The sequence below is a fragment of the Microbulbifer variabilis genome (assembly GCF_052468405.1).
In genome coordinates, this window is the sequence record NZ_CP174343.1 from 4,340,706 (window position 1) to 4,362,063 (window position 21,358).

At 48.5% G+C, this 21,358-nt stretch carries 20 protein-coding genes; 14 read left to right on the forward strand and 6 right to left on the reverse strand.

The window, feature by feature from the left end:
- Window positions 1-21 precede the first annotated feature (21 nt).
- The gene (locus ACJJJB_RS19640; RefSeq protein WP_020413791.1) at window positions 22-1,653 is read right to left on the reverse strand and encodes a TldD/PmbA family protein; all 1,632 of its coding nucleotides are present in this window, start codon (window positions 1,651-1,653) and stop codon (window positions 22-24) included.
- Window positions 1,654-1,862: 209 nt separating this feature from the next.
- Window positions 1,863-3,245: a nicotinate phosphoribosyltransferase gene (locus ACJJJB_RS19645; protein WP_020413790.1), complete on the reverse strand. Its 1,383-nt coding sequence runs from the start codon at window positions 3,243-3,245 to the stop codon at window positions 1,863-1,865.
- 297 nt (window positions 3,246-3,542) lie between these two features.
- Here ACJJJB_RS19645 and ACJJJB_RS19650 point away from each other — a divergent pair, with 297 nt between their 5' ends.
- The 8 genes from ACJJJB_RS19650 (at window position 3,543) to ACJJJB_RS19685 (ending at window position 10,168) form a co-directional block, all read left to right on the forward strand.
- The gene (locus ACJJJB_RS19650; RefSeq protein WP_445365356.1) at window positions 3,543-3,998 is read left to right on the forward strand and encodes a hypothetical protein; all 456 of its coding nucleotides are present in this window, start codon (window positions 3,543-3,545) and stop codon (window positions 3,996-3,998) included.
- Between the two features lie 101 nt (window positions 3,999-4,099).
- Entirely contained in the window at window positions 4,100-4,828 is a 729-nt protein-coding gene (locus tag ACJJJB_RS19655) for a PspA/IM30 family protein (RefSeq protein ID WP_020413788.1), read from the forward strand.
- Window positions 4,828-5,481: a YqiJ family protein gene (locus ACJJJB_RS19660; protein ID WP_020413787.1), complete on the forward strand. Its 654-nt coding sequence runs from the start codon at window positions 4,828-4,830 to the stop codon at window positions 5,479-5,481. The genes ACJJJB_RS19655 and ACJJJB_RS19660 overlap by 1 nt, the downstream gene beginning before the upstream one ends.
- Before the next feature lie 15 nt (window positions 5,482-5,496).
- A complete protein-coding gene (locus tag ACJJJB_RS19665; RefSeq protein ID WP_020413786.1) occupies window positions 5,497-7,191 on the forward strand; it encodes a flotillin family protein in 1,695 nt (564 codons plus the stop codon).
- Window positions 7,192-7,320: 129 nt separating this feature from the next.
- Window positions 7,321-7,884, forward strand: coding sequence for a TFIIB-type zinc ribbon-containing protein (locus ACJJJB_RS19670; protein WP_282951983.1), 564 nt, complete (start codon window positions 7,321-7,323; stop codon window positions 7,882-7,884).
- Window positions 7,885-8,366: 482 nt separating this feature from the next.
- Entirely contained in the window at window positions 8,367-8,735 is a 369-nt protein-coding gene (locus ACJJJB_RS19675) for a hypothetical protein (RefSeq protein ID WP_020413784.1), read from the forward strand.
- Between the two features lie 150 nt (window positions 8,736-8,885).
- The gene (locus ACJJJB_RS19680) at window positions 8,886-9,845 is read left to right on the forward strand and encodes a DnaJ C-terminal domain-containing protein (RefSeq protein ID WP_020413783.1); all 960 of its coding nucleotides are present in this window, start codon (window positions 8,886-8,888) and stop codon (window positions 9,843-9,845) included.
- Window positions 9,842-10,168 (forward strand): chaperone modulator CbpM, encoded by a 327-nt coding sequence (locus ACJJJB_RS19685; RefSeq protein WP_020413782.1) that lies wholly within the window; start codon window positions 9,842-9,844, stop codon window positions 10,166-10,168. Before ACJJJB_RS19680 ends, ACJJJB_RS19685 begins: the two co-directional genes overlap by 4 nt.
- Window positions 10,169-10,171: 3 nt before the next feature.
- Here ACJJJB_RS19685 and ACJJJB_RS19690 read toward each other — a convergent pair whose 3' ends face one another.
- Entirely contained in the window at window positions 10,172-11,158 is a 987-nt protein-coding gene (locus ACJJJB_RS19690; RefSeq protein ID WP_020413781.1) for a glycerophosphodiester phosphodiesterase family protein, read from the reverse strand.
- 134 nt (window positions 11,159-11,292) lie between these two features.
- Complete coding sequence (locus ACJJJB_RS19695) at window positions 11,293-12,273, reverse strand: calcium/sodium antiporter (RefSeq protein ID WP_020413780.1); 981 nt, start codon at window positions 12,271-12,273, stop codon at window positions 11,293-11,295.
- 350 nt (window positions 12,274-12,623) lie between these two features.
- Here ACJJJB_RS19695 and ACJJJB_RS19700 point away from each other — a divergent pair, with 350 nt between their 5' ends.
- From ACJJJB_RS19700 to ACJJJB_RS19715, 4 genes are all read left to right on the forward strand, one after another.
- On the forward strand, window positions 12,624-12,878 hold the full coding sequence (locus tag ACJJJB_RS19700; protein ID WP_282951980.1) for a hypothetical protein: 255 nt from the start codon (window positions 12,624-12,626) through the stop codon (window positions 12,876-12,878).
- 288 nt (window positions 12,879-13,166) lie between these two features.
- Window positions 13,167-14,246, forward strand: coding sequence for a 4-hydroxyphenylpyruvate dioxygenase (hppD, locus tag ACJJJB_RS19705; RefSeq protein WP_020413778.1), 1,080 nt, complete (start codon window positions 13,167-13,169; stop codon window positions 14,244-14,246).
- 15 nt (window positions 14,247-14,261) lie between these two features.
- Complete coding sequence (locus tag ACJJJB_RS19710) at window positions 14,262-14,822, forward strand: VOC family protein (protein WP_020413777.1); 561 nt, start codon at window positions 14,262-14,264, stop codon at window positions 14,820-14,822.
- On the forward strand, window positions 14,819-15,826 hold the full coding sequence (locus ACJJJB_RS19715; RefSeq protein WP_020413776.1) for a fumarylacetoacetate hydrolase family protein: 1,008 nt from the start codon (window positions 14,819-14,821) through the stop codon (window positions 15,824-15,826). Before ACJJJB_RS19710 ends, ACJJJB_RS19715 begins: the two co-directional genes overlap by 4 nt.
- A 65-nt stretch (window positions 15,827-15,891) precedes the next feature.
- Here ACJJJB_RS19715 and ACJJJB_RS19720 read toward each other — a convergent pair whose 3' ends face one another.
- Window positions 15,892-16,749: a carbon-nitrogen hydrolase family protein gene (locus tag ACJJJB_RS19720; RefSeq protein ID WP_445365357.1), complete on the reverse strand. Its 858-nt coding sequence runs from the start codon at window positions 16,747-16,749 to the stop codon at window positions 15,892-15,894.
- Window positions 16,750-17,373: 624 nt separating this feature from the next.
- Here ACJJJB_RS19720 and ACJJJB_RS19725 point away from each other — a divergent pair.
- Together ACJJJB_RS19725 and ACJJJB_RS19730 are read left to right on the forward strand one after the other, a co-directional pair.
- A complete protein-coding gene (locus ACJJJB_RS19725; protein ID WP_020413774.1) occupies window positions 17,374-18,282 on the forward strand; it encodes a hypothetical protein in 909 nt (302 codons plus the stop codon).
- Window positions 18,283-18,674: 392 nt separating this feature from the next.
- A complete protein-coding gene (locus ACJJJB_RS19730) occupies window positions 18,675-20,459 on the forward strand; it encodes a DUF885 domain-containing protein (RefSeq protein ID WP_445365358.1) in 1,785 nt (594 codons plus the stop codon).
- A gap of 96 nt (window positions 20,460-20,555) precedes the next feature.
- Here the strand turns inward: ACJJJB_RS19730 and ACJJJB_RS19735 are convergent, their stop codons facing one another.
- On the reverse strand, window positions 20,556-21,335 hold the full coding sequence (locus tag ACJJJB_RS19735) for a TSUP family transporter (RefSeq protein ID WP_445365359.1): 780 nt from the start codon (window positions 21,333-21,335) through the stop codon (window positions 20,556-20,558).
- Between the last annotated feature and the right edge of the window lie 23 nt (window positions 21,336-21,358).

The window sequence follows — 21,358 nt, forward strand, 5'->3', positions numbered from 1 at the left end:
TTACTTATTCTTGTGCGCCCTTCAGGAAATCTTGCGCTTGGTATTGATTACATTAATTTTGTCAAAACGGGTGGTGGAGCAGCCGTGGGATACGGCGCTCACCTGGCTGGGCTGGCCTTTGCCATCGAAGAAGGTTCCGCCCAGGCGGTAATCACTGCTGTCGCATATCGCCGAGCAGGAATTCCAAAATTCCTGGGTGTTGGACTGGTAGGCGACGTCCTCAACTTGGCCGACGATCTCCCCGTTTTTGATCTCGTAGAACAGCTGTCCGCCGAACTGGAAGTTGTAGCGCTGCTGATCAATGGAGTAGGAGCCGCGCCCGACGATGTAAATGCCTTTTTCCACATCGCGGATCATGTCTTTGGCTGAGTACTTCTTCTCGCTCGGAGCCAGGGAGACATTGGGCATGCGCTGGAATTGCACGCTGGACCAGCTATCGCCATAGCTGCAGCCGTGGGATTCCTTTTGGTCGATCATATGTACCTGATCGCGGGTAGCCTGGTAGTTCACCAGGATGCCGTCTTTTACCAGGTCCCAACGCTTGGTTTTAACCCCTTCGTCGTCATAAGCGACGGCACCGAGGGAGCCCGGTTGTACTTTGTCGGCAAACAGGGTGACTTTGTCGCTGCCGTACTGGAACTTGCCGCTGCGCCACTTATCCAGGGTGGCGAAGGAGGTTCCCGCATAGTTGGCCTCGTAACCCAGCACGCGGTCCAGCTCTAATGGGTGGCCCACAGATTCGTGGATGGTCAGGCATAGGTGCGAGGGTTCCAGTACCAAGTCGTACTTGCCCGGATCGATGGATTTAGCCGAAAGCTTGGCCTTGGCCTGCTCTGCCGCGAGCACCGCATCCTCGGCCATATCGTAGGAGGCTTTGTAGAGCGTGGTCTGTCCGCGAATCTTGTCTTTATCGTGGCCAGCCAGGTATTCATAACCTCTTCCCACTGGATCGCTGAGGCCATTGCGCGTTTTGAAAGCACCACTCTTTTTATCTACAGCGGTCACCTGCATGGGCGCCCACAGGCGGTGGATATCCTGGTCGATGTAGGAGCCGTCGCTGGAAGCAAAGTATTTCTGCTCATTGACTAAATACAAGGAAGAGCGGATATAGCTGGCTCCGGCTTTGAGTGCACCGTTATTAACATCCATCAGGAAATCGACTTTCTCACTGATGGGCACCTGCAGGGCATTCTGTTTGATCGGTGTCTGCCAGGAAACCGCGCCTGCGCCTTTAACCGGTGCCAAGCGCACTGGCTCGGTCTGGTATTTCGCGTTGGCCTTGGCAACCGCAACCGCCTGGCGTGCGGCGCGGGCAACGCCATCGGCAGTCAGATCGTTGGTGGCGGCGAAACCCCAGGTGCCATTGGCGATTACGCGGATACCGGCGCCGAGGGATTCCGTATTGACGATATTCTCCACGTTGGTTTCGCGGGTCATAACGTACTGATTGAGATAGCGACCGATGCGCACATCGGTATAACTGGCTCCGGCTTTGCGCGCCGTATTCAGCGCGACATCTGCCAAGTGTCGTTTGTGCGAGCTGTGCATGCCCTCATTGAGCAGTTGCTCGGCGCTGACCTGAATGCCCTGTAGTGGTAATAAAATACCACTGGAGCCGACGCCGGCGATCTTGAGGAATTTTCTTCTTTCCATTGGCTACCTTTATCCCCCCAATAGGGTTTGGGGGTGTGCTTATTGTTATTGTGCCCGATACATACAAGAGGCCCGGCCGGGCGCCTTGTCCAGACAACAAACCTATACAGGTAACAGGCCATGATTGCTTTTGTAAAGTGTTGGTTCGGTGAAATGAGGTTTGCTAGGGGCAAATGGTTACGGAAAGAGGAGGCGGATGAATCAAGTTGCTAGATGGCTGCGCGTTGGCGTACCTCAGAAAAAGTCGTTTCTGTAAGCAGTTTACCATTACGAAACACTGGTCTCAGTAAATTCTTGTAATGATTTACATCCTCCAGACGAATGGTTCTGAAGTCGCCATTTTCGCATTGAATCAGGGCCAGGCGTCCGCGCTTGGATTTTTTCTCTGGCCCTGTGCGCGGGTCCTTGTAGATGTCCCGCCAGATACCATTGATGCGAATAGCACTGGCTTTCATGGCAAAGCTCATTAAATCCCTATCGACTTTTTGCAGCAGCCCGCCTCCCATACCGAAAGCTACATTCTCAGCACTTTGCTTATGCTTCTGCATTGCCTGCAGTATTTTGGGAATAGTGAAGCGAGAGATGCTATCTCCCTGGATAACACGAATATACTCAGGCAAAACACGGTAACCTTTGCTGTTGATGTGAGCTCCAAATATATGCATCAATCGCTCTATACAATCGACAACGATCTGCACAGGGTTGCCGGAGTCTGGGCGGATAACCAAGGTCCCACCACTGTTTTGAATCGTGTTTTTTAATTGGCCACCCCAGATATTTTCCACTGCGTGCCATAAATCATAGCTATCACTGACCACAGCAACGGTTTTATTTTTACCGGAAAAATGCTGCAGAATGTTTTGATAGGCCAATGCTTCCCCATCTCGGCCCCACGCGGTGATGGTGCTATGCTCCGCCGCCGGAATAGAAAATCCGGGCATATCGGCATGGTAAAAATTTCTCGCACCTATTATTCCCGAGAGAGTATCTGTTCCGTGAAAATTCACCAGATGAGCCATACCGCCCAACATGGCACTTTCCAAGCTACTGGCCCCACGCGCACCGAAATCGTGTAATTGGAAGGGGAGACTCTTTTGGCTGTCGGCCGTTTGCTGTAAATAATGCGCAATGAGTTTTTTAATTTCCCGGCTCTGTGTGGCGACAGTACAGGGATACCAGAGAGCACGCACTAGTGCGGTCTCAAGATAACTGGTCAACCAGAAACAGGATGGGCAGGTATTAACAATTTGTGCCATGACATTGTGTAAAGGAATGATGCCTCCCTCCTCTACAGCACAAATCTCTAAAGGCAGCAGTCCTCGATGTTTACTGACGATATGTTCCCAGCCTGCGCGATTAAAGGGCAAACCGTGGGTTTCTAGTAGCTTTTTTGCCTCTTCGATATTGGCAATTGTGATAGGTCTTTGTAGGTACTGCTTGATAAAAGCTTGTAAACCAAAAAATACCGTTTCAGAAAATTCCCCGCCGCGGCACTCGATATAGCTGCTAATAAATTCCGTACCTGGTGGATATTGCAGGTAGTGGCTGGCTTTATAGCTATCGACATTGAGAATCAGGTTTTCTATCGACATTACATCCGTCAGTTGGCGATGGAACTACTGGGTGTGTCGCCAAAAGCCCGTTTCTGGGTGTGGGAAACAAAAATATTTTTGCGGAAATTCATCTCTGTTAGGATGTGTAAATTAAAACGACTGGCGGTAATAAGAACAATTCCTTACAAAAGTCTCCTGAATTATAGATAGCACAGTTACTAGCATAATATTTTCCTGCGTCGGTTGGTTCTGCCGTACTAATAAGCCATATGAGTTTTAATTGACCCTGTGCATAGTGGTGTGTACTTTTGTATACATGGCAGGTAAGGGATCATTATGCTCAATAAAACACAATCTATATCGGCACGCCTATCGGCGGAAGATTATGCATATTTGATGTCGATTGATCGCAATGGGGCGGTCACCCAAAGTGAAAAAGTACGCGAAATTATTGCAATGGCGAGGGAGTCTATTGGCGGGGATTGTCTTTTCCGCAGCTATCTCTCCTCTGCAGAGGCCATGCTGCCATTAAAGGCTCGTTATCTGGAGGAAAACCAGCGGAGTCTGTTGATTGAGGCGGTAATGGAGTTGCTCACAGAAGGTGCCGCCATTATCAAAGTTTGTGCGGGTAAAGAGCCAATGGCACCGGAATTGGAGAAAGACTTGTTGCCGAGTGTCGAGGCTTTCCTGGAAAAAATGTTGCTGATGTCACAACAGAGTAATCCACGGAGCATTCACCGTGATTCCGCCGTGAGAATTCGTGAATGCCTAGAAGGTGAAACTGCGGAATAAGTATCCGCACAAATGAGTTTTATGCTTAAACAAGCAGCAGTATTCATCTTGAAATAAAAGCGGTAATTCAGCAGCCCGTTTTGGGAAGTAATTAATAAAGTTTGTCAGAATTTGAGGGACTTGGTCTGGCTTTATTGGAAATTGAAATAGTAAAAGGAAAGATGATCTTGAGAGAAGGATTAATTAAGCGCATTTCACGCTTAATCTCTGTGTCTGCGAATTCAGTCGTGGGCTCAGTTGAAGCCGCTGCGCCAGAGTCAGTAATGGAACAGGCAATTCGGGATGTGGATGATGCGATTAAGGATGTGCGAGGCCAGCTAGGGAAAGCAGAGGCATCTAAGTATCTAAATAGTAGAACGTTAAACGACGAAAATACACGTCATAAAAATTTAGCTGAACAAATTACCATCGCTATAAATGAAGGTCGTGATGATTTGGCTGAAGCCGCCATTGCCAAGCAAATGGATATTGAGGTGCAGCTTCCAATTTTAGAGAAAGCGATCAGTGAAAATGAGATAGAAATAAAGGAGCTAGGCTCCTATATTCTTGCTCTGCAAGGTAAGAAGCGGGAAATGCGTGAGAAATTGCAAGAATTTATCGCGGTCAATAAAAATGTAAGAGGTAGCGTTGTTGCTGATGAATATGGTAGGGATAGAAATTCGAAAGCCCAGGTAGAACAAGCTACAGATGCATTTAATCGAGCAATAGATAGTACAGCTATATCGACATTTGATTCCGAAATAGATGCCAGCAAGTTAGCAGAGCTTGAGGAGTTTGCACGAAAGAATCGTGTGAAAGAACGTTTAGCCAAAATTAAGTCGGGGGGCTGATGATATTCTTGTTGCAAGATCAAAACCTGATCTTCACTGGTGCGCTAATTTTAATGTTTATGATAGCGCTTCTTGAAGGTGTGATGACATTGATTGGTGTTGGTATTTCAGATCTACTCGATAACATGCTGCCGGATATTGATATCGATGGGCCGGATGGTGGTGCAACAGGTGGATTGACTAAAGTTTTGGGCTGGTTGCGCTTTGGCGAAGTACCAGCACTGATTCTTTTAGTGGCATTCTTGGTTGGCTTTGGTGTTACCGGTTTACTGATCCAGGTGTTTGTTGAGTCTACTTTGGGTCTGTTATTACCGGGCGGCCTGTTGGCCCTGGTAGTTTTTTTCCTGGCGCTGCCACAGGTGCGCTTTGTTGGTAATTTACTGCGGCGTTTCGCTGTCGGTGATGAGTCTGAAGCGGTGAGAAGAAACTCCTTTATTGGCAGAGTCGCGGTAATTACTGTCGGTAAAGCCGAGGCAGGATCACCCGCAGAAGCACGCTTTAACGATGAATATGGCACCACGCACTATGTGATGGTGGAGCCTGATGAGAGTGAAACTTTTAACCAGGGGGAAAAGGTGTTACTGGTAGAGGAGTTGGGTGTGCATTTCCGTGTGACTCGTCCAACCAGCGAGCACCTGATGGAAAGTAATTAACTGGAGAATCTAGAAGTGATAGGAAACCTACCCATTGTAGTATTTATTGCCGGTGCAATACTGGTTGGCCTGATTGTAATCGGTACCATTTTCGCGCGGCTTTATACCCGTGCCTCTAAAGAACGTTCGTTTGTACGTACCGGCATGGGCGGGCAAAAAGTCATCATGAATGGCGGTGCATTGGTATTACCGGTTTTACATGAAATTATTCCGGTAAATATGAATACCTTACGTCTTGCGGTATCCCGCAAAGAGCATCAGGCGCTAATTACCAAGGACCGTATGCGCGTCGATGTGCTCGCTGAGTTCTATTTGCGTGTAAAGCCCGATGTCGAGGCGATAGCCAACGCGGCACAAACTTTAGGCCTGCGTACTTTGGACCCCGAAGCCTTGAAGGAAATGATTGAGGGCAAGTTTGTCGATGCGTTGCGCTCTGTGGCCGCTGAAATGGAAATGGCGGAGTTGCATGAACAACGCAGCCAGTTTGTACAAAAAGTACAACAGGTGGTATCTGAGGATCTGTTGAAAAACGGACTGGAACTGGAGTCTGTTTCTTTGACCGGCCTGGACCAGACTCACAAAGAGTTTTTTAACCAGGATAATGTCTTCGATGCTGAAGGCCTTGCCAGCATGACCCGTTCTATTGAAGCGCGTCGTAAAGAAGTTAACGACGTTGAGCAAGAGACTATGGTACAGATCGAGAAGAAAAATCTCGAGGCAGAGCGTCAGAAACTGGAGATCGATAAAGAAAAACGCTACGCACACTTGGAGCAGCAGCGTGAGTTGGAAAATCGTGAAGCAGCACAAAAAGCAGATATCGCCCGTGAATTGGCTGCACAAGAGAGAGGCGCACGTCAGGCGGAGATCGAAGCTCAGCGTGAGGTTAGCCAGTCCCAGATTGCTGCAGAGCAGGCTACAAAATTGTTGGAGATTGAAAAGGAACGTCGCCTAAAGGAACAGGAAATTGAACGTGAACGTATCCTTGATGAGCAGCGTATCTCCAAAGAGAAATCTGTAGAAATTGCGGAGCAAGAGCGGGCAATTGCTGTTGCGGAAAAATCCAAAGAGCAGTCCCAGGCAGACCAGCAGGCCAACGTTGCACTGGCTGAAGCGGTAAAAGCAGAAGAGCAGGTGCGCACCGCCAAGGACGTGGAAGTGGCAGAGCGTGATAAACGTATCGAGATTATCGAAGCCCAGAAAGTGGCTGAGCGTCAGGCTACCGGTATTAAAGTAATGGCCGAAGCGGAGAAGTCAGCTGCAGAAGATAAAGCCGAAGCACTTCGCCTGCAGGCTTCTGCAGAGGCAGAGGCAATTCGTATTAAGGTTGAAGCAGATCGTGAGAAATATGCGGTGGATGCTGAAGGTCAGCGTCTGATGAACGAGGCATACAACAGTCTCAATGAAGCTCAGATTGCACTCAAGAAGGTGCTGAGCCTGCATGAGAATCTGCCCAATATTATCCGTGAGAGTGTTAAACCGATGGAAAGTATTGAGGGAATGAAAATTATTTCTGTTGAAGGTTTAAATGGTGTGGAAGGTCGTGCGTCCAGTGGAATTCTGGATGGAGAATCGGAAGCTAAAGGCCAAAGCCTGCCGGAAGCTTTAGTCGGTAGCGCTCTGAAGCACCGAGCGATGGCCCCTTTAGTGGATTCTCTCTTGAAAGAAGCGGGTGTAGGTAACTTAAGCAACCCCGTTGAGACTGAGGTTTAATATTTTTCAGATTTTGTAGATAAATGTTATTCAGGCTTTATTTACAAGTTATTCAACTGATAAAAACTCTAATTTATCAACCCAGGTCTTTAAAAAAGACCTGGGTTATTTTCTTAGGGAAAGGAAATTATGAAACGCTGTACCAGTTGTAAAAAAGGTGTGCTCAAACCAGTTGTTATTGAGGAGTTGTTTCGTGCACATACCTGCTCTAGCTGCGGGGGAAACTGGATTCTGGTTGAAGACTATCTGACTTGGAAAAGAAAAACCCCCGAAAATCATTTTTCAGATAACTTAGATGTGCTGAATGAAGTGGTGGCAGAAGATACCAAGAAAGCTATTTTATGTCCGGTAACAGGCATGATCATGCAGAAGTTAAAAATTACTGCAGGCAGTGAACACCGTTTAGATTATAGCCCGGCAATTGGTGGTATTTGGCTGGATAAGGGAGAGTGGGAGCTTCTGAAGGCTGAGGGGCTTGCTGCTTCTCTGAACTCTCTAGTCACTCATGAGTGGCAGAAAAAGGTTAGGGATACTAAAGCACAAGAGACTTTTTCTGAAGTTTATCGGAGCAGATTTGGCGAAGAGCTATATGAGAAAGTAAAAGAGGTCCGTGAGTGGTTGCACTCCCAAGAACAGAAAGCGGATATGCTTGCCTATTTGATAGCGGAAGACCCTTATTCTGCCGAGCGCTAGTTGCCAGTTTTTATAGTGTTATTGATCTGGGGGCAAGATTCACTCCTGTCCCCTTTAGCTAAATAATTGCTACCCAATTGTTATTCAAGTTGACTGTTGTTGGCTCGCTTCTTGATGGCATTAAGAATCACTAAAATCGATTATAAGATCGCTTTAATTATGATATAGAAGCTGCCTACATTTTTGTGATTGAATTTCTTCATTTCTAAACGAGACGATAGGCTATCTAAGAATGGGAATTGTTTTCCTTATTTAATCGAGGAAAGCCTCATTGTCACCTAAATCATCCGTCTCTGGATTTTCTAAATCAATGTTTTAATAGTAAAAAATATTTGTATGAAATTGATAATTTGTTCTCATTTTTTTTCGAGAGGATTTTGTAGGCGTCTTTGAAAATTAAAATCTTGATGTTAATCTAATTTAGGTCGCTAATTTGTTTAACTGTGACAATTAACATATAAAAAAATAATTGAGTTAGGAAGATGACTATTAAAAAATTATTCTTAGCGGTTTCTTTAATTGTTTGTTCTTTTACTGCATTCCCTGCATTTTCTGCAGATCTGGTGTGCAACCTTAATGTGAAAGCTGGAGGAAGTGTATTTGGTAATGGCACGAACCGCTGTGGTGGTCTCGATTTCAGTTTTGGGAATTCAACTTCGGGAAGCTGGGAAATTACTAATATCACCAAGTCTATCGATCGTATTAATTGGGTGAAAGGTTGCAGCTCGGGCTTATACTGTTCCGTGACAGTAAGGGCTTATTCGCCTAACCAAGCTGAAGTCTATATACATTATGTTGATGGAAGTATTGAATACTTGGAAGGCTCAATGTTTTACGAAACTGGACATTAAGTTAGTAATTTAAGTTAGTAATTTGGCGCCGATTGTTCTATCGGCGCTTCTATCTATCAGTGGACATCTGCTTAATCAGATAATACTCACGCCAATTTTCTCGCTTCAATTACATGGCGAACCCTCTCATCATCGGCTTTTATTAAAGCCATGGAATACAAGGACTATTACAAGATTCTCGGTCTGGAGCGAAACGCTGATCAGGCGGAGATTAAACGTGCCTATCGAAAGCTGGCACGTAAATATCACCCGGATGTCAGTAACGAGGAGGGTGCAGAAGAGCATTTCAAGGAGGTAAATGAGGCCTATGAGGTGCTTAAAGACCCCGAAAAGCGTGCAGCCTATGATCAGCTAGGCGCCGGTTATCAGTCTGGACAGGACTTTCGGCCGCCTCCAAATTGGGATCAGGGATTTGAGTTTCATGGTGGTGGTTATACCAATGCTGACCCAGAGGCTTTTAGTGACTTCTTCGAAAGTCTTTTTGGCCGGGGTGGATTCAGCCAGGGTTACGGTGGCAGGCAGAGGCGCCAATTTAGTGCCCAGGGAGAAAATACCTATGCGCGAATTGCCATAGACCTGGAGGATAGCTACCGCGGTGCCACCCGCCAGATCACTCTGAAGCACTCGGTATTGGGTGCGGATGGGCGCCCGCATATGCAGGAGCGTACCCTCAACGTAAAAATTCCTAAGGGTATTACTGAGGGGCAGCAAATAAGACTGGCAGGACAAGGTGAACCGGGTATTGGTGAGGGGAAGCCGGGCGATCTGTATCTGGAGATCAACTTTAATCCCCACCCTCTTTATCGTATTGAGGCTAAGACCGTCTACTTGGAACTGCCTCTTGCACCTTGGGAAATCGCATTGGGCGCTAAGGTACAGGTGCCAACACCAGAGGGGGCGATCAAGCTGACAATTCCAGCTAACAGTGAAAATGGCAAAAAGCTTCGCCTTAAAGGCCGCGGCATTCCCGCCAAACAGCCGGGGGACATGTATGTTGTGTTGCAGACGGTAACACCGTCGGCGTCTACAGATGCACAGCGCGATGCTTACCATAAATTCAGCGAAGCGTTTGAATATAACCCGCGTAAGTCTATGGGGGGTTGGGAGTGAGGATCAAAAAACTTGAGCGGGTGACCGGCATCCTCTTGGATGAAGATAGTGAGCTAAGCCTGAGCGAATTGTGCCGGGCTTGTGGAGTTCCTGCAGAGCGAATAATTGCCCTGGTGGAGGAGGGTGTAATCGAACCCCGCCACCGGGAACCACAGTGGCGCTTCAGTGGTATCTGCGTGCGCCGAGTTCGGCGGGCATATACCCTGGAGCGTGATTTAGGTGTCAATTTGGCCGGTGCGGCTCTGGCTATCGAATTACTAGAGGAAATTGAGAGGTTACAGGCACACTTGGCGCGGCTAGAGGCGCGCCACAGGCGTAAATAATATCTAGCGCACTGATCGCATGTGTGGACCTATAACCTCAATTTTTTCAATCCAAATGGCCCCACTGTAATCTTGTGGCAAGTAGTCTAACTCCTCCGGTTCATAGATACCGGCAAGGCCCCGCTTGCCACCTTGGTGATTTACCGCCATAACCAAGCTTCCCACCTGAGCTACCCGCGCAGAATAGCGATTGGGCCAGCCCCAAAGGGCCCATTTCCAAGTGTTGGGGGCAACCACTATGCTGTTGCGGCAGGCATCAGGCATGTAGCCACTCCAACCAATAAGCACATATTGCAGTGCACATTTCTTTGCACTGGTCTTGCTGAAGGCTAGTGCGTTTGGTCGTAATTCCCGGATCCTTTCTATTGGGCGGGTACCCCCATAAACCATCAGGCGGGAGTCAGTGAGTAATTGGTGCTGGCGTAGATAGGCATCCAGTCGGTCTGCTTCCGTTGGGTCATTGCTTTTTATATTGATAAGAAATTGTCGATTCGGGAAGTGTTGCAGAACCTCCTTTAAAGTAGGTAGCTGTCCAATACCTTGGCCGCGAAAGGGAAAAGTTTCACCACCATCGAAGGTATAGCCGTAGCCAATATCGAGCTTCTTTAAGTCTGCGAGGGAATGTTCCCGAGTAACGCCTTTTCCATCTGTACGGCAATCCAGGGTCCAGTCATGAAAAACGGCAAACTCACCATCAGTGGTGGGGTGAATGTCTAGTTCAACAATATTTGCACCGTGAGCAAAGGCAGCCTCCATGGAGGGTATAGTGTTTTCCAGGTAGCTGTGTTCAGGTCGGAATATACGAATAGCTGTGCAATCGTCACGTCCCAGGTTATCGCGATTGTAGGTTTGGTAGACTCCACGATGGGAAATCAGGATGGGGTCCCCCTGGGGAGCCGGTGCCAGCCAGGAAGCATTGAGTAGATAAATCACCCCAAATCCGAGAAGAGAAGTCAGTACTCCAATTTTGATGATAGGACCCCGCCCCATAAAATTGTCTCCGTATTTCCTGTTGAAGGTGCGCCAATACTAGCTGGCTTTGGCTCAAAAAAATGGGCGCTGGGAGGGCAAATTATGGCGAATTGAGGCGGGGAACAGGGCGGCTGGAACCGCCCCGGATCTGACTAGAGTGCGGCCTTCGTGATAGTAACAGTCAGGTAACCAGTGTAGACAAGGTAGGCCGTCAATAGTGCGGCGCCTTCCCACCGATTGATACGTCCCTGGCCGCGGAAGCCGTAGGCGAATATAAATAAAGCAATGGTGAGGCCAATCACCATGGGCCAGTCCCTGGACAAGACTTCAGGGGGTACGCTCGACATAGGTGCAATGGTTCCGGCGATACCCACGACTGCGAGCAGGTTAAACATATTGGAGCCGACCACATTGCCGATAGCGATATCGTGCTCGCCTTTGCGTGCCGCAACTATGGTAGCGGCCAGCTCTGGCAGGGAAGTGCCGAGAGCAACGATAGTAAGACCGATAACCAGGTCGCTGACTCCGAGGGATTCAGCAATCGTAACCGCGCCCCATACCAGCATGCGGGAACTGATAATCAATAAGGCTAGGCCGGCCACCACCCAGAAAATAGCCCGGCCGAGGGGCATGGAGTGCTCCTCCAGTTCGCCAGCTACTTCGCCTTCTAATTGATCGCCCTTGTTACGCAAGGCCGAGAAAACACTCCAGCCGATGAGGGCGAAGAAGCCCATAAGCAGAATAACGGCTTCCCAGCGCTCCAGTTTGCCATTCCACAGGAATGCGCCACCTAATAAGGTAATTGCCAGCAATAGCGGCAGTTCCTTGCGTACGATTTTTGAGTGCACCGTAAGGGGAATAATGAGTGCACTCAGGCCGAGGATCAGGCCGGTATTGGCAATATTGGAACCGTAGGCATTACCCAAGGCGAGACCGGGGCTGCCGTCCAAGGCGGCAATAGCGGAAACCACCATCTCTGGTGCGGAGGTACCGAAGCCAACGATCACCATGCCGATCAATAGTGTGGGCATTCCGGCATGTTTGGCAGTGGCTGCAGCGCCTTCTACAAAGCGGTCAGCACTCCAAACCAGCACAACAAAACCGGCGATAATGGCGAGAGCGGCAAGAAGCATAGGCGATCCTCAATAGTGGGCATTCAGATTGGGGCATTGCCCGACAAACGGGTGGCGATTGTACCGGCTCTCTGCGCTACAAACAGGGTGTTACCCCGATCAACGGCGCGATAAGTGAAAATAAACGTAAATGTCCCGCCAGTCAGACGGTTCTGCTGCCAGTGTGAACTACAGTCAATGCATGGCCCGGTAAATCTGCGGGGTGACCTATGGGCAGCGCACTTTGGCGCGGCGCCTCGTTCAGCTGGTGGAGATGTCGGGTAAATCTACGCGGGTCGCACAAAGCAATGCGCGGCAGATTCCGCGATATCCATGTCACCGGCCACTCGCCGGGTATCTAGGAGGCCTATATGCAACTCAAAGCTTCAATTGGAATACTGGCCGCGGCGCTGGTGCTGACCCTGTCCGCTTGCGAACATCGCAAAAAGGAAGAGGAGATGGACAAGAAAGGGATGGCGACCATGGAGACTGGATGTTGCCAGCACGCAGAGAGCGCCTGCGCGGGTGATGTCACCAAGTCTCAATGTGACCAGATGAGCGGCAAGTTTCACAAAGACCATATGTGCCGCACTGATAATGGTAAGTGTGCCCGTAAGGAGCGCTAGTGATATCGGGTGTGGTTAGAGGCTCATAGGCTAAGGCCACACCCGAATTCCATCCGCTCAATACATTTCCCCATTATCTTTCCCTGATGGGTCATTTCCTGTCTTTTATTTAACTCTCCATCTGAACAAATCTCTGTGACTGAAATTAACCTCTTGGTAACCGCTGTAGGGTCCAATAACAGGGGCCCTTGACATTAGTTACATCTGCAACTAACTTCGTTTGCGCTTTAAATCCACAATCCGCAGCCCCCATCAAAGGCGCTGCGATGATAAGAAATGGAGGACCGCATGGCGGACTTATTTGAAAACCCGATGGGTCTTAACGGCTTCGAATTCGTAGAGTTTACTGCGCCAGAAAAAGGTATCCTTGAAACCGTATTTACTGCCATGGGCTTTGAGAAAGTCGCCCGCCACCGCTCCAAGGATGTTGAGCTATGGCGCCAGGGTGATATTAACTTTATCACTAACTACGAGCCCAACAGCCACGCCTATTACTATGCCCAGGAGCACGGCCCCTCCGCTTGTGGCCTGGCTTTCCGTGTGAAAGACGCAAAGTTCGCCTATGAAGAGGCCCTGCGTAAAGGTGCACAACCTGTACAGGTGAATACCGGCCCGATGGAGTTGCACTTACCCGCGATTAAGGGAATTGGCGGCGCTACCCTGTATTTGATCGACCGCTACGAAGATGGCGAATCCATTTACGATATCGACTTTAATTGGGAAGAGGGCGTCGATCGCCGCCCTGAAGGCTGTGGTTTCCATACCCTGGACCACCTGACCCACAACGTATATCGCGGTCGTATGGACTATTGGGCCAAGTACTACGAAGACCTGTTTAATTTCCGCGAGATCCGCTACTTCGATATCAAAGGCGAGTACACCGGCCTGCTGTCCAAGGCTATGACCGCGCCCGATGGCAAGATCCGTATCCCGCTGAACGAAGAAGCGGCCGGTGGCGGTGGCCAGATCGAAGAATTCCTGATGAAGTACAACGGTGAGGGTATCCAGCATATCGCCTTCGCCTGTGACGACTTGATTGCCTGTTGGGATCGCCTGAAAGAGCGCGGTATGGAGTTTATGACTCCGCCGCCGGACACTTACTATGAAATGCTGGAAGAGCGCCTGCCCGGCCACGGTGAGCCCACCGAAGAATTCCAAAGCCGCGGCATCCTGCTCGATGGCACTACCGAAGGCGGACAGCCGCGCCTGCTGCTGCAGATCTTCTCCGCCAATATGCTAGGCCCCGTATTTTTCGAGTTTATCCAGCGCAAGGAAGACGAAGGATTTGGAGAGGGTAACTTTAAGGCCCTGTTCGAATCCATTGAGCGCGACCAGCTCAAGCGCGGCGTCATTAAAGAAAAGGAATAAAAAACGGAGGCTTCAATGGGTATTAAGCGCATTCACCACGTGGCGTATCGCTGCAGGGACGCCAAGGAGACCGTGGAATTCTACCGCGACCTTCTCGGTATGGACTTCCAGCTGGCCATTGCCGAAAACGAGGTACCCTCAACCGGTGAGCCGGACCCTTACATGCATGTCTTTATGGATGCGGGTATGGGGAATGTGCTTGCCTTCTTCGAAATCCCCAACTCTCCAGAGATGGGGCGCGATGAAAATACCCCCAAGTGGGTGCAGCATATCGCTTTCGAAGTGGAATCCATGGAAGAGATGCTAGCGACCAAAGAAAAGCTGGAAGCGGCCGGGGTCGACGTGCTCGGCCCTACCGATCACACTATTTTCCAGTCGATCTATTTCTTTGATCCCAACGGCCACCGTATCGAGCTGGCCGCCAATACCGCCAAGCCTGGTATGCACAAGGAACTGAAGCGGGTTGCTGAGGATATGTTGGAAGAGTGGTCTCGTACGAAAAAAGCCCCAAGGCATGCCGCCTGGATGCATGGGGAAGAAGAATTTGTGGAAAAAACTGAAGGGGAGGCACAGTGAAGTTAGCCAGCCTTAAATCCGGCCGCGATGGTCAACTGGTTGTTGTCAGCGACGATCTTACCCGCATGGTGCCGGCCGGCGATATTGCCCCAACCATGCAGAGTGCGTTGGACAACTGGGCATCAGTCAGTGGTGAGCTGGAGAAACTGCACGAGCGCCTGCAAAACGGTGAGATCCAGGGGGAGACATTTGATCAAGCCCTGTGCGCTTCACCTCTACCACGCGCTTATCATTGGGCCGATGGCAGCGCTTACGTGAATCATGTTGAGCTGGTGCGTAAAGCCCGCGGTGCAGAGGTACCGGAGAGCTTTTACAGTGATCCGCTCATGTATCAGGGCGGTTCCGATACCTTCCTGGCTCCGCGCGAGCCGGTGAAGATGCCGCAAAGCAATGGCTTTGGCATCGACTTCGAAGCAGAAATCGCCGTGATTACCGACGATGTGCCTATGGGGGTGTCCGCCGAGGATGCGCTGTCCCACATCAAACTGATAATGCTGGTGAACGATGTTTCCCTGCGTGGTTTGATTCCTGCGGAATTGGCTAAGGGGTTTGGCTTCTACCAATCCAAACCCTCCAGTGCTTTCTCACCGGTATGCGTGACTCCAGAGCAGCTGGGTGAAAACTGGCGTGAAGGCAAACTGCACTTGCCACTGGTTTCCCACCTGAATGGCGAGAAGTTTGGTGAGCCCAATGCCGGAGTGGATATGACGTTCCACTTTGGCCAGCTGGTTGCCCATGCAGCCAGAACCCGCCCACTTTGTGCGGGCACCATTATTGGTTCCGGTACTGTATCCAATAAGTTGGATGGTGGCCCTGGTAAGCCTGTCGCAGAGGGTGGAGTCGGCTACAGCTGCATTGCAGAGATCCGTATGATTGAGACCATCCAGAATGGCTCAGCGAGCACGCCGTTTATGGACTTTGGCAATAGCATTGCTATCGAAATGCTCGATGATAAAGGCCAGTCAATTTTTGGTCGTATTGAGCAGACAGTGGAGAAGGTTTAATACCATTTTTTTGCGACGGCTTATACCATAGAAAGGGGTACCCGATGGGGCCCCTTTTTTATTATTTATATTCCAAGTTGGCGCATGGAAAGTAATGGCATTTGCCGCCGTATATTGGTCAGCTTTTCAGCTTCCAACGTGGCAGTGATGACTGCTTCACCCTCGCCGGCTCCGGCCAGGATTTCACCCCAGGGATCGATAATCGCTGAATGTCCCCAGGTACGTCTTTTCTCCGAGTGGATCCCCCCCTGATTGGCTGCAATTACAAAGCAGCCGTTCTCGATCGCACGGGCTTGCAGTAGGGTCATCCAGTGTGCCCGCCCTGTGGTGTGGGTAAATGCTGCTGGCACCAAAAAAATCTCAGCACCGGCTATGGCCAGCTGGCGGTAGAGTTCGGGAAAGCGCAAATCAAAACAGATACTGAGCCCCAGGGCACCCCAGGGCGATGTCGCCACACAGGGCTCGTTGCCGGGTTCAATACTGGCGGATTCACGATAGCTGCCGGTAGCGTCCTCAACTTCCACATCAAATAAATGTATTTTGTCATAGCGAGCCATTAAAGTGCCTCGATCGCCGAATATCAGGCACGCTGAGCGGCTGCGCTTTCCCTCGGTAGGGCTACCGTCGGCTCGCTCCAGTAAGGGTATCGAACCAGCGACCAGCCAGATACCCAGCTCCTCTGCCCAACTCGCAAGCGCGTGTTGAATGGGTTGTCTATCTGAATTGGTTTTACCAGAAATGCAAAATGGTTCGGCCACGGAAAAACTACCTTTATCCGAAAAATGTGCAAAGTTTTCCGGTAGCAGTATTAGTTTCGCGCCTCGTCCGGCGGCTTCCTTAAGCAGCTTGTAGGCCTGTGAAAGATTCTCTGTAACGCTTTCGCCGCTTACCATTTGCACCGCTGCGACACAAAGATTTTTCACTGGGGATCTCCTTTTTCTCCAATAGTTTTACGGAGTATGATAAAGCTGGAACCTTACGGGATAAATCTCAAGTACGCTTAAGTGTGCCAACTGTGGGCAGGTTGAGTATGCAATACTTGATAGTGATATTTTTCTCATTGTTAGCCCCGCTTGTCTAAATGTGTTTGTTGATGATTCCTTATCGGTTTAGCAATCTCTTGTTAGCGTAGACCCAAATTTTCAGAAAAATAATTTTCTGTAGATTTACAAAAAAAAATCTATAGAGATTTGTGTTACATGTTATTCATAGTTTTATATCAAATAAAAGAACTATAGATTCTTAGAGGGCATGGTAATTCCGAAGGAATATCTGATCAGTTAAATTTCTTTATTGAGTGGCTTTAGAGGTTAGCTACCTTTTTATATTGGGTAATAGAAAAACTCATCTTTAATCAACGAAATTTGGTCAGTGTCTCTCAATAATCCCCTTCAAATAACTGTTTATGCGGCGTGAAAAAATAGTGCCAGAGTCGATTTAAAAAGCTTTTTTATTCCCTGTTGAAGTTGAAAATTTTCTGCTTCAATATGATTTAACTTGTTGAATTGGTTGATTTTTTGTGGAGTTGTCAAAGCGGATGGCTCTGAATGCCCAATAGATTAGTCGAATTTAATCAGCTAAATATTGATAATTTTCACTATAAAATTGACCATAAGTTATGGAGAGAAAACATGCCAATGTTAACAGGTAGACGAGGCGAGCTGACTCGTTCAAAACAAGATGTTATTAATGCTGGAGGGTTGGTTCCTAAATTAGGTTTAAATGCCCATAAGGGCGGCTTCAAAGGATTTCTCGATTGTAAAAAAAAGGTCAATGGCGTAATGGGCTGCCAATGTCCAAATATGGATGAAAAATGGCTTTATTACAGGGGCGTGGCTATGATGCGTGGCTTTGCCTTAGATCCGGGGTTACTTACCGTTCATGTAAAAGCTAATACTGCTGGTCTTCTTTCGTGGGCTGGACCTGGTAATGAGTGCTATGCCGGTCAGCAAACTCGATATACCTCACCTGACATGGCTGTATTTGGCTGGGAAGATGGCAAAGAAGCGTTGAAAGAGGTTTATAGAAGGCTCGAGATACCCAGTGCACCAACTAAGACTGCTTTCGATCTTTTTAGGCAACATCAAGTAAAGTTTGCCATGAGCCCTGACATGAAAGTTTTAGCAATGATCGTGAAGAATGGAGTCGAATATAGCTATTTTACACCAATCAAAACAAAAGACATTGAATTTGGTGGCATATATGATGGTGGCCTTCAGCCAAAAGAAGATCCGATACTTAAAATACTGAGAATTAGAAGAATACCGAAAGATTCGTCTCAATATCAAGAAGCTCTTAGGAAAATTGAGCGGGACAAAGCGATTGAATCTAAGCCATTTTTAGACATTGTGACAAAAGCACAACCAGTCAATTTAAAATGGTACCCAGTTAATTTTAGGCTTCCTCAGCCATATAGTGGCCTTGGTGTGGGGAGAAAGGAAAAAATAGGATTGTAATAATTCAAATATGCAACTAAGCCCATGTCAATTTGAATGTTGTGTTCAGGTAGGAGACTTCCGCAACTATCACTAAGTGCGTTGGTTATTGTGGAAATGCAGGGTTTACTCAGTCTTCTGGTATCAGCTCACGTACTTCATGTTCCTGAAGGGTAGCTCTGCTATTAGATCTTACAAGAGCGAGGGACTAGCTGCGTATATTGTGGGGCCGTAGGCATAACGGTTCCCACAATGATTTCACTTTGCACCTTTTCATGTAATCAACTTTCCATAAATCACAACCTTTCTTGGTTCATGGGGCATAGAAAGCAATCTCGCAGAGGGCAACCCATGTTAAGGTTGGTCGATCTAATTCTGATAACTAAAAACCGAGCGATTTAATGGAGAGCAGCGTGAAATCCGGCAAGGCCCTGGCAAAACACATTAAGCGGGTATCTGGTGTTATCTTGGCTACTTGTGTACTAACCCCCGTATCTTGGTCCCTAACAGCAACAGAACAGCTCCAGGGTGTGATTGAAGACCACTGGCAATACAGTCTGCGTGAGGACCCGATTACTGCGGGTCGTATGGGTGTGTCGGACTATAATCGCCAATTACCGGGGGTGGCTGCCGAGGACAGGGCACGTCGACTCAAAGCCGAAGAGGAATTGCTCCGGCGTCTGCAAGCGGTGGACACCAATGAATTGAACGATTCGGATAGGGTTAATCGCGAGTTACTCGCCTGGGTTTTGGAAAACTCTATTGAAGCCAATGAATTGTTCCTGGAGCGGGTGCCCCTCAATACTTTTTACAGTTTTTATAGCGCTGCCCTGGATGCCAATAGTGGTTTGGCGATGACCCGTGTTGGCGATTATGAGGACTATATCGCCCGCATCCGGGACTTTGGCCGGTATTTCGATGAGAATATTGCCAATATGCGTGAAGGAGTTCGCACAGGTTTTGTCTTGCCCAAAATAGTGGTGCAGGGCATAGCCCCCACCGTGCGAGCTCAAGTTTATAAGGATCCCACTAAGAGCAGCTTGTACAAACCTTTTGTTGAGATGCCTATATCAATTCCCCCTGCAGAGCAGCAACGTCTGCGTGAAACTGGAAAAGCGGCAATTGAACAGGTAGCTATTCCAGCCTTTGCTCGGGTGGCAAACTTCCTTGAGGGAGATTATCTCAAAGCTGCCAGCGAAACTATCGGTGCCGAGAAAATGCGCGGAGGTAGTGACTATTATCGCCACAATATCCGTAACTATGTGACTCTGGATATGGACCCGTTAGAGATCCATCGAACCGGCCTTGCTGAAGTCAAGCGTATCCGTGCAGAGATGGAGGAGCTGATTAAGGAGTCCGGCTTTAAAGGGACTTTTGAAGAGTTTACCCATTTCCTGCGCACCGACCCGCAATTCTATGCTCAGACTCCGGAAGAGTTACTTAAAGAGACTGCCTATATCTCCAAGCGCATCGATTACCTGCTGCCAGAGTTCTTTAACCTGCTGCCACGCACTCCTTACGGAGTGGTTCCGGTACCTAGCGAGATCGCGCCCAACTACACCACGGCTTCCTATAATCCTGCCGCTATTGGTGGTACCCGCGGTGGAGCTTACTGGTTGAATACTTACGGCTTGGATCAGCGCCCTCTGTACGAGTTACCCGCTTTGACCCTGCATGAGGCGGTGCCTGGCCACCATCTGCAGAATGCCCTGTCCCAGGAGCTTGAAAATGTGCCGGACTTTCGACGGAATCTTTATTTGAGTGCTTTTGGGGAGGGTTGGGCACTTTACTCCGAGCGTCTCGGCAAAGAAATGGGCCTGTACACTACGCCTTATGAGCATTTTGGGCGTCTCAGCTATGAAATGTGGCGTGCGGCACGCCTGGTAATTGATACCGGCATCCACTCCCAGGGCTGGACCCGTCAGCAAGCGCTCGATTTTCTATCCAGCAATACTTCACTTTCTCCCGCGAATGTGCGTGCAGAAGTGGATCGTTATATTTCCTGGCCGGGCCAAGCCCTCTCTTACAAAATGGGAGAAATTAAGATCCGCCAGCTGCGTGCGCAGGCGGAAAAAGAGCTTGGTGATCGGTTTGACTTACGTGTCTTCCACGATGCGCTGTTAAAAAATGGAGCCTTACCTCTCTCCATGTTGGAAGAGCAGATGCAAGGTTTTATAGAGGAGCAGAAATCTTCTTAAAATATCGTTTTGCAATCCCGCTCTCAATTGCTAAAGCGGGATTGCAAATGAGAAAACAGATGCGCTTCTGGCTAATTTCCTATTCACGCTAATAGTTCACATAAAGTCTATCCACCCCATGGAGTGGGCGTACTTTATTAGCATCCCGCTACACATAAAAACGACTACTCCTCTCAGGTAGGTAGGATTAATTTTAAATAGGCAGTGTGACCCTATCCACGCACCTATGATTTGTCCAATCATCATTAGGATGCCTACTATCCACGCAATATGTCCGGCAAGTAAAAATATAATTAAAGAGGCTAAATTGGTGGAGAAGTTTAGAGGTTTTGCCATCGCAGTAGATGTCAATATATCTTGTCCCCGGCAAGCTATACCTGACAGGGTGAAAAATGACCCTGTTCCAGGTCCGAACATGCCATCGTAGTACCCAATCAATGGAATTACCCCATATTTATATTTTCTGCTGGATAATTTTGGCTCCTCATTATTCTGAGTCAATGACGGGGAAATTAGGAAATAAACGGCAATAAATAAAAGCACTACAGGAATTATATATGACAAGATGTCAGTGTTAATAAATTGTACTGCTATTGTTCCAATAGCCGCACCAATAAAAGCCGGTAGCATTAAGCTCTTAATCCCACTCCAGCTTATTTTACTGCTCTTAATCATCATATAAGTTGCAGTTGCTGTACCGATACTGCCTTGCAATTTATTGGTGCCTAGTGCGGTTAAGGGCGGTACACCACTCAGAATTAAGGCCGGTACTGTTATCAGGCCGCCACCACCTGCCAATGTATCGAGTAGGCCGGCTATTACGGCAATAAAAAACAAAATAGACAATAATTCAATAGAGAAGCTTGCGAACTCCAAGAGAATACCTCCTATCGCATGTT

Excerpts from the sequence above, each read along its gene's own strand:
- ACJJJB_RS19640 (WP_020413791.1), bottom strand. The coding sequence starts at position 1,653 with ATGGAAAGAAGAAAATTCCTCAAGATCGCCGGCGTCGGCTCCAGTGGT.
- ACJJJB_RS19645 (WP_020413790.1), bottom strand. The coding sequence starts at position 3,245 with ATGTCGATAGAAAACCTGATTCTCAATGTCGATAGCTATAAAGCCAGC.
- ACJJJB_RS19650 (WP_445365356.1), top strand. The coding sequence starts at position 3,543 with ATGCTCAATAAAACACAATCTATATCGGCACGCCTATCGGCGGAAGAT.
- ACJJJB_RS19660 (WP_020413787.1), top strand. The coding sequence starts at position 4,828 with ATGATATTCTTGTTGCAAGATCAAAACCTGATCTTCACTGGTGCGCTA.
- ACJJJB_RS19670 (WP_282951983.1), top strand. The coding sequence starts at position 7,321 with ATGAAACGCTGTACCAGTTGTAAAAAAGGTGTGCTCAAACCAGTTGTT.
- ACJJJB_RS19675 (WP_020413784.1), top strand. The coding sequence starts at position 8,367 with ATGACTATTAAAAAATTATTCTTAGCGGTTTCTTTAATTGTTTGTTCT.
- ACJJJB_RS19680 (WP_020413783.1), top strand. The coding sequence starts at position 8,886 with ATGGAATACAAGGACTATTACAAGATTCTCGGTCTGGAGCGAAACGCT.
- ACJJJB_RS19690 (WP_020413781.1), bottom strand. The coding sequence starts at position 11,158 with ATGGGGCGGGGTCCTATCATCAAAATTGGAGTACTGACTTCTCTTCTC.
- ACJJJB_RS19695 (WP_020413780.1), bottom strand. The coding sequence starts at position 12,273 with ATGCTTCTTGCCGCTCTCGCCATTATCGCCGGTTTTGTTGTGCTGGTT.
- ACJJJB_RS19700 (WP_282951980.1), top strand. The coding sequence starts at position 12,624 with ATGCAACTCAAAGCTTCAATTGGAATACTGGCCGCGGCGCTGGTGCTG.
- hppD (WP_020413778.1), top strand. The coding sequence starts at position 13,167 with ATGGCGGACTTATTTGAAAACCCGATGGGTCTTAACGGCTTCGAATTC.
- ACJJJB_RS19710 (WP_020413777.1), top strand. The coding sequence starts at position 14,262 with ATGGGTATTAAGCGCATTCACCACGTGGCGTATCGCTGCAGGGACGCC.
- ACJJJB_RS19725 (WP_020413774.1), top strand. The coding sequence starts at position 17,374 with ATGCCCAATAGATTAGTCGAATTTAATCAGCTAAATATTGATAATTTT.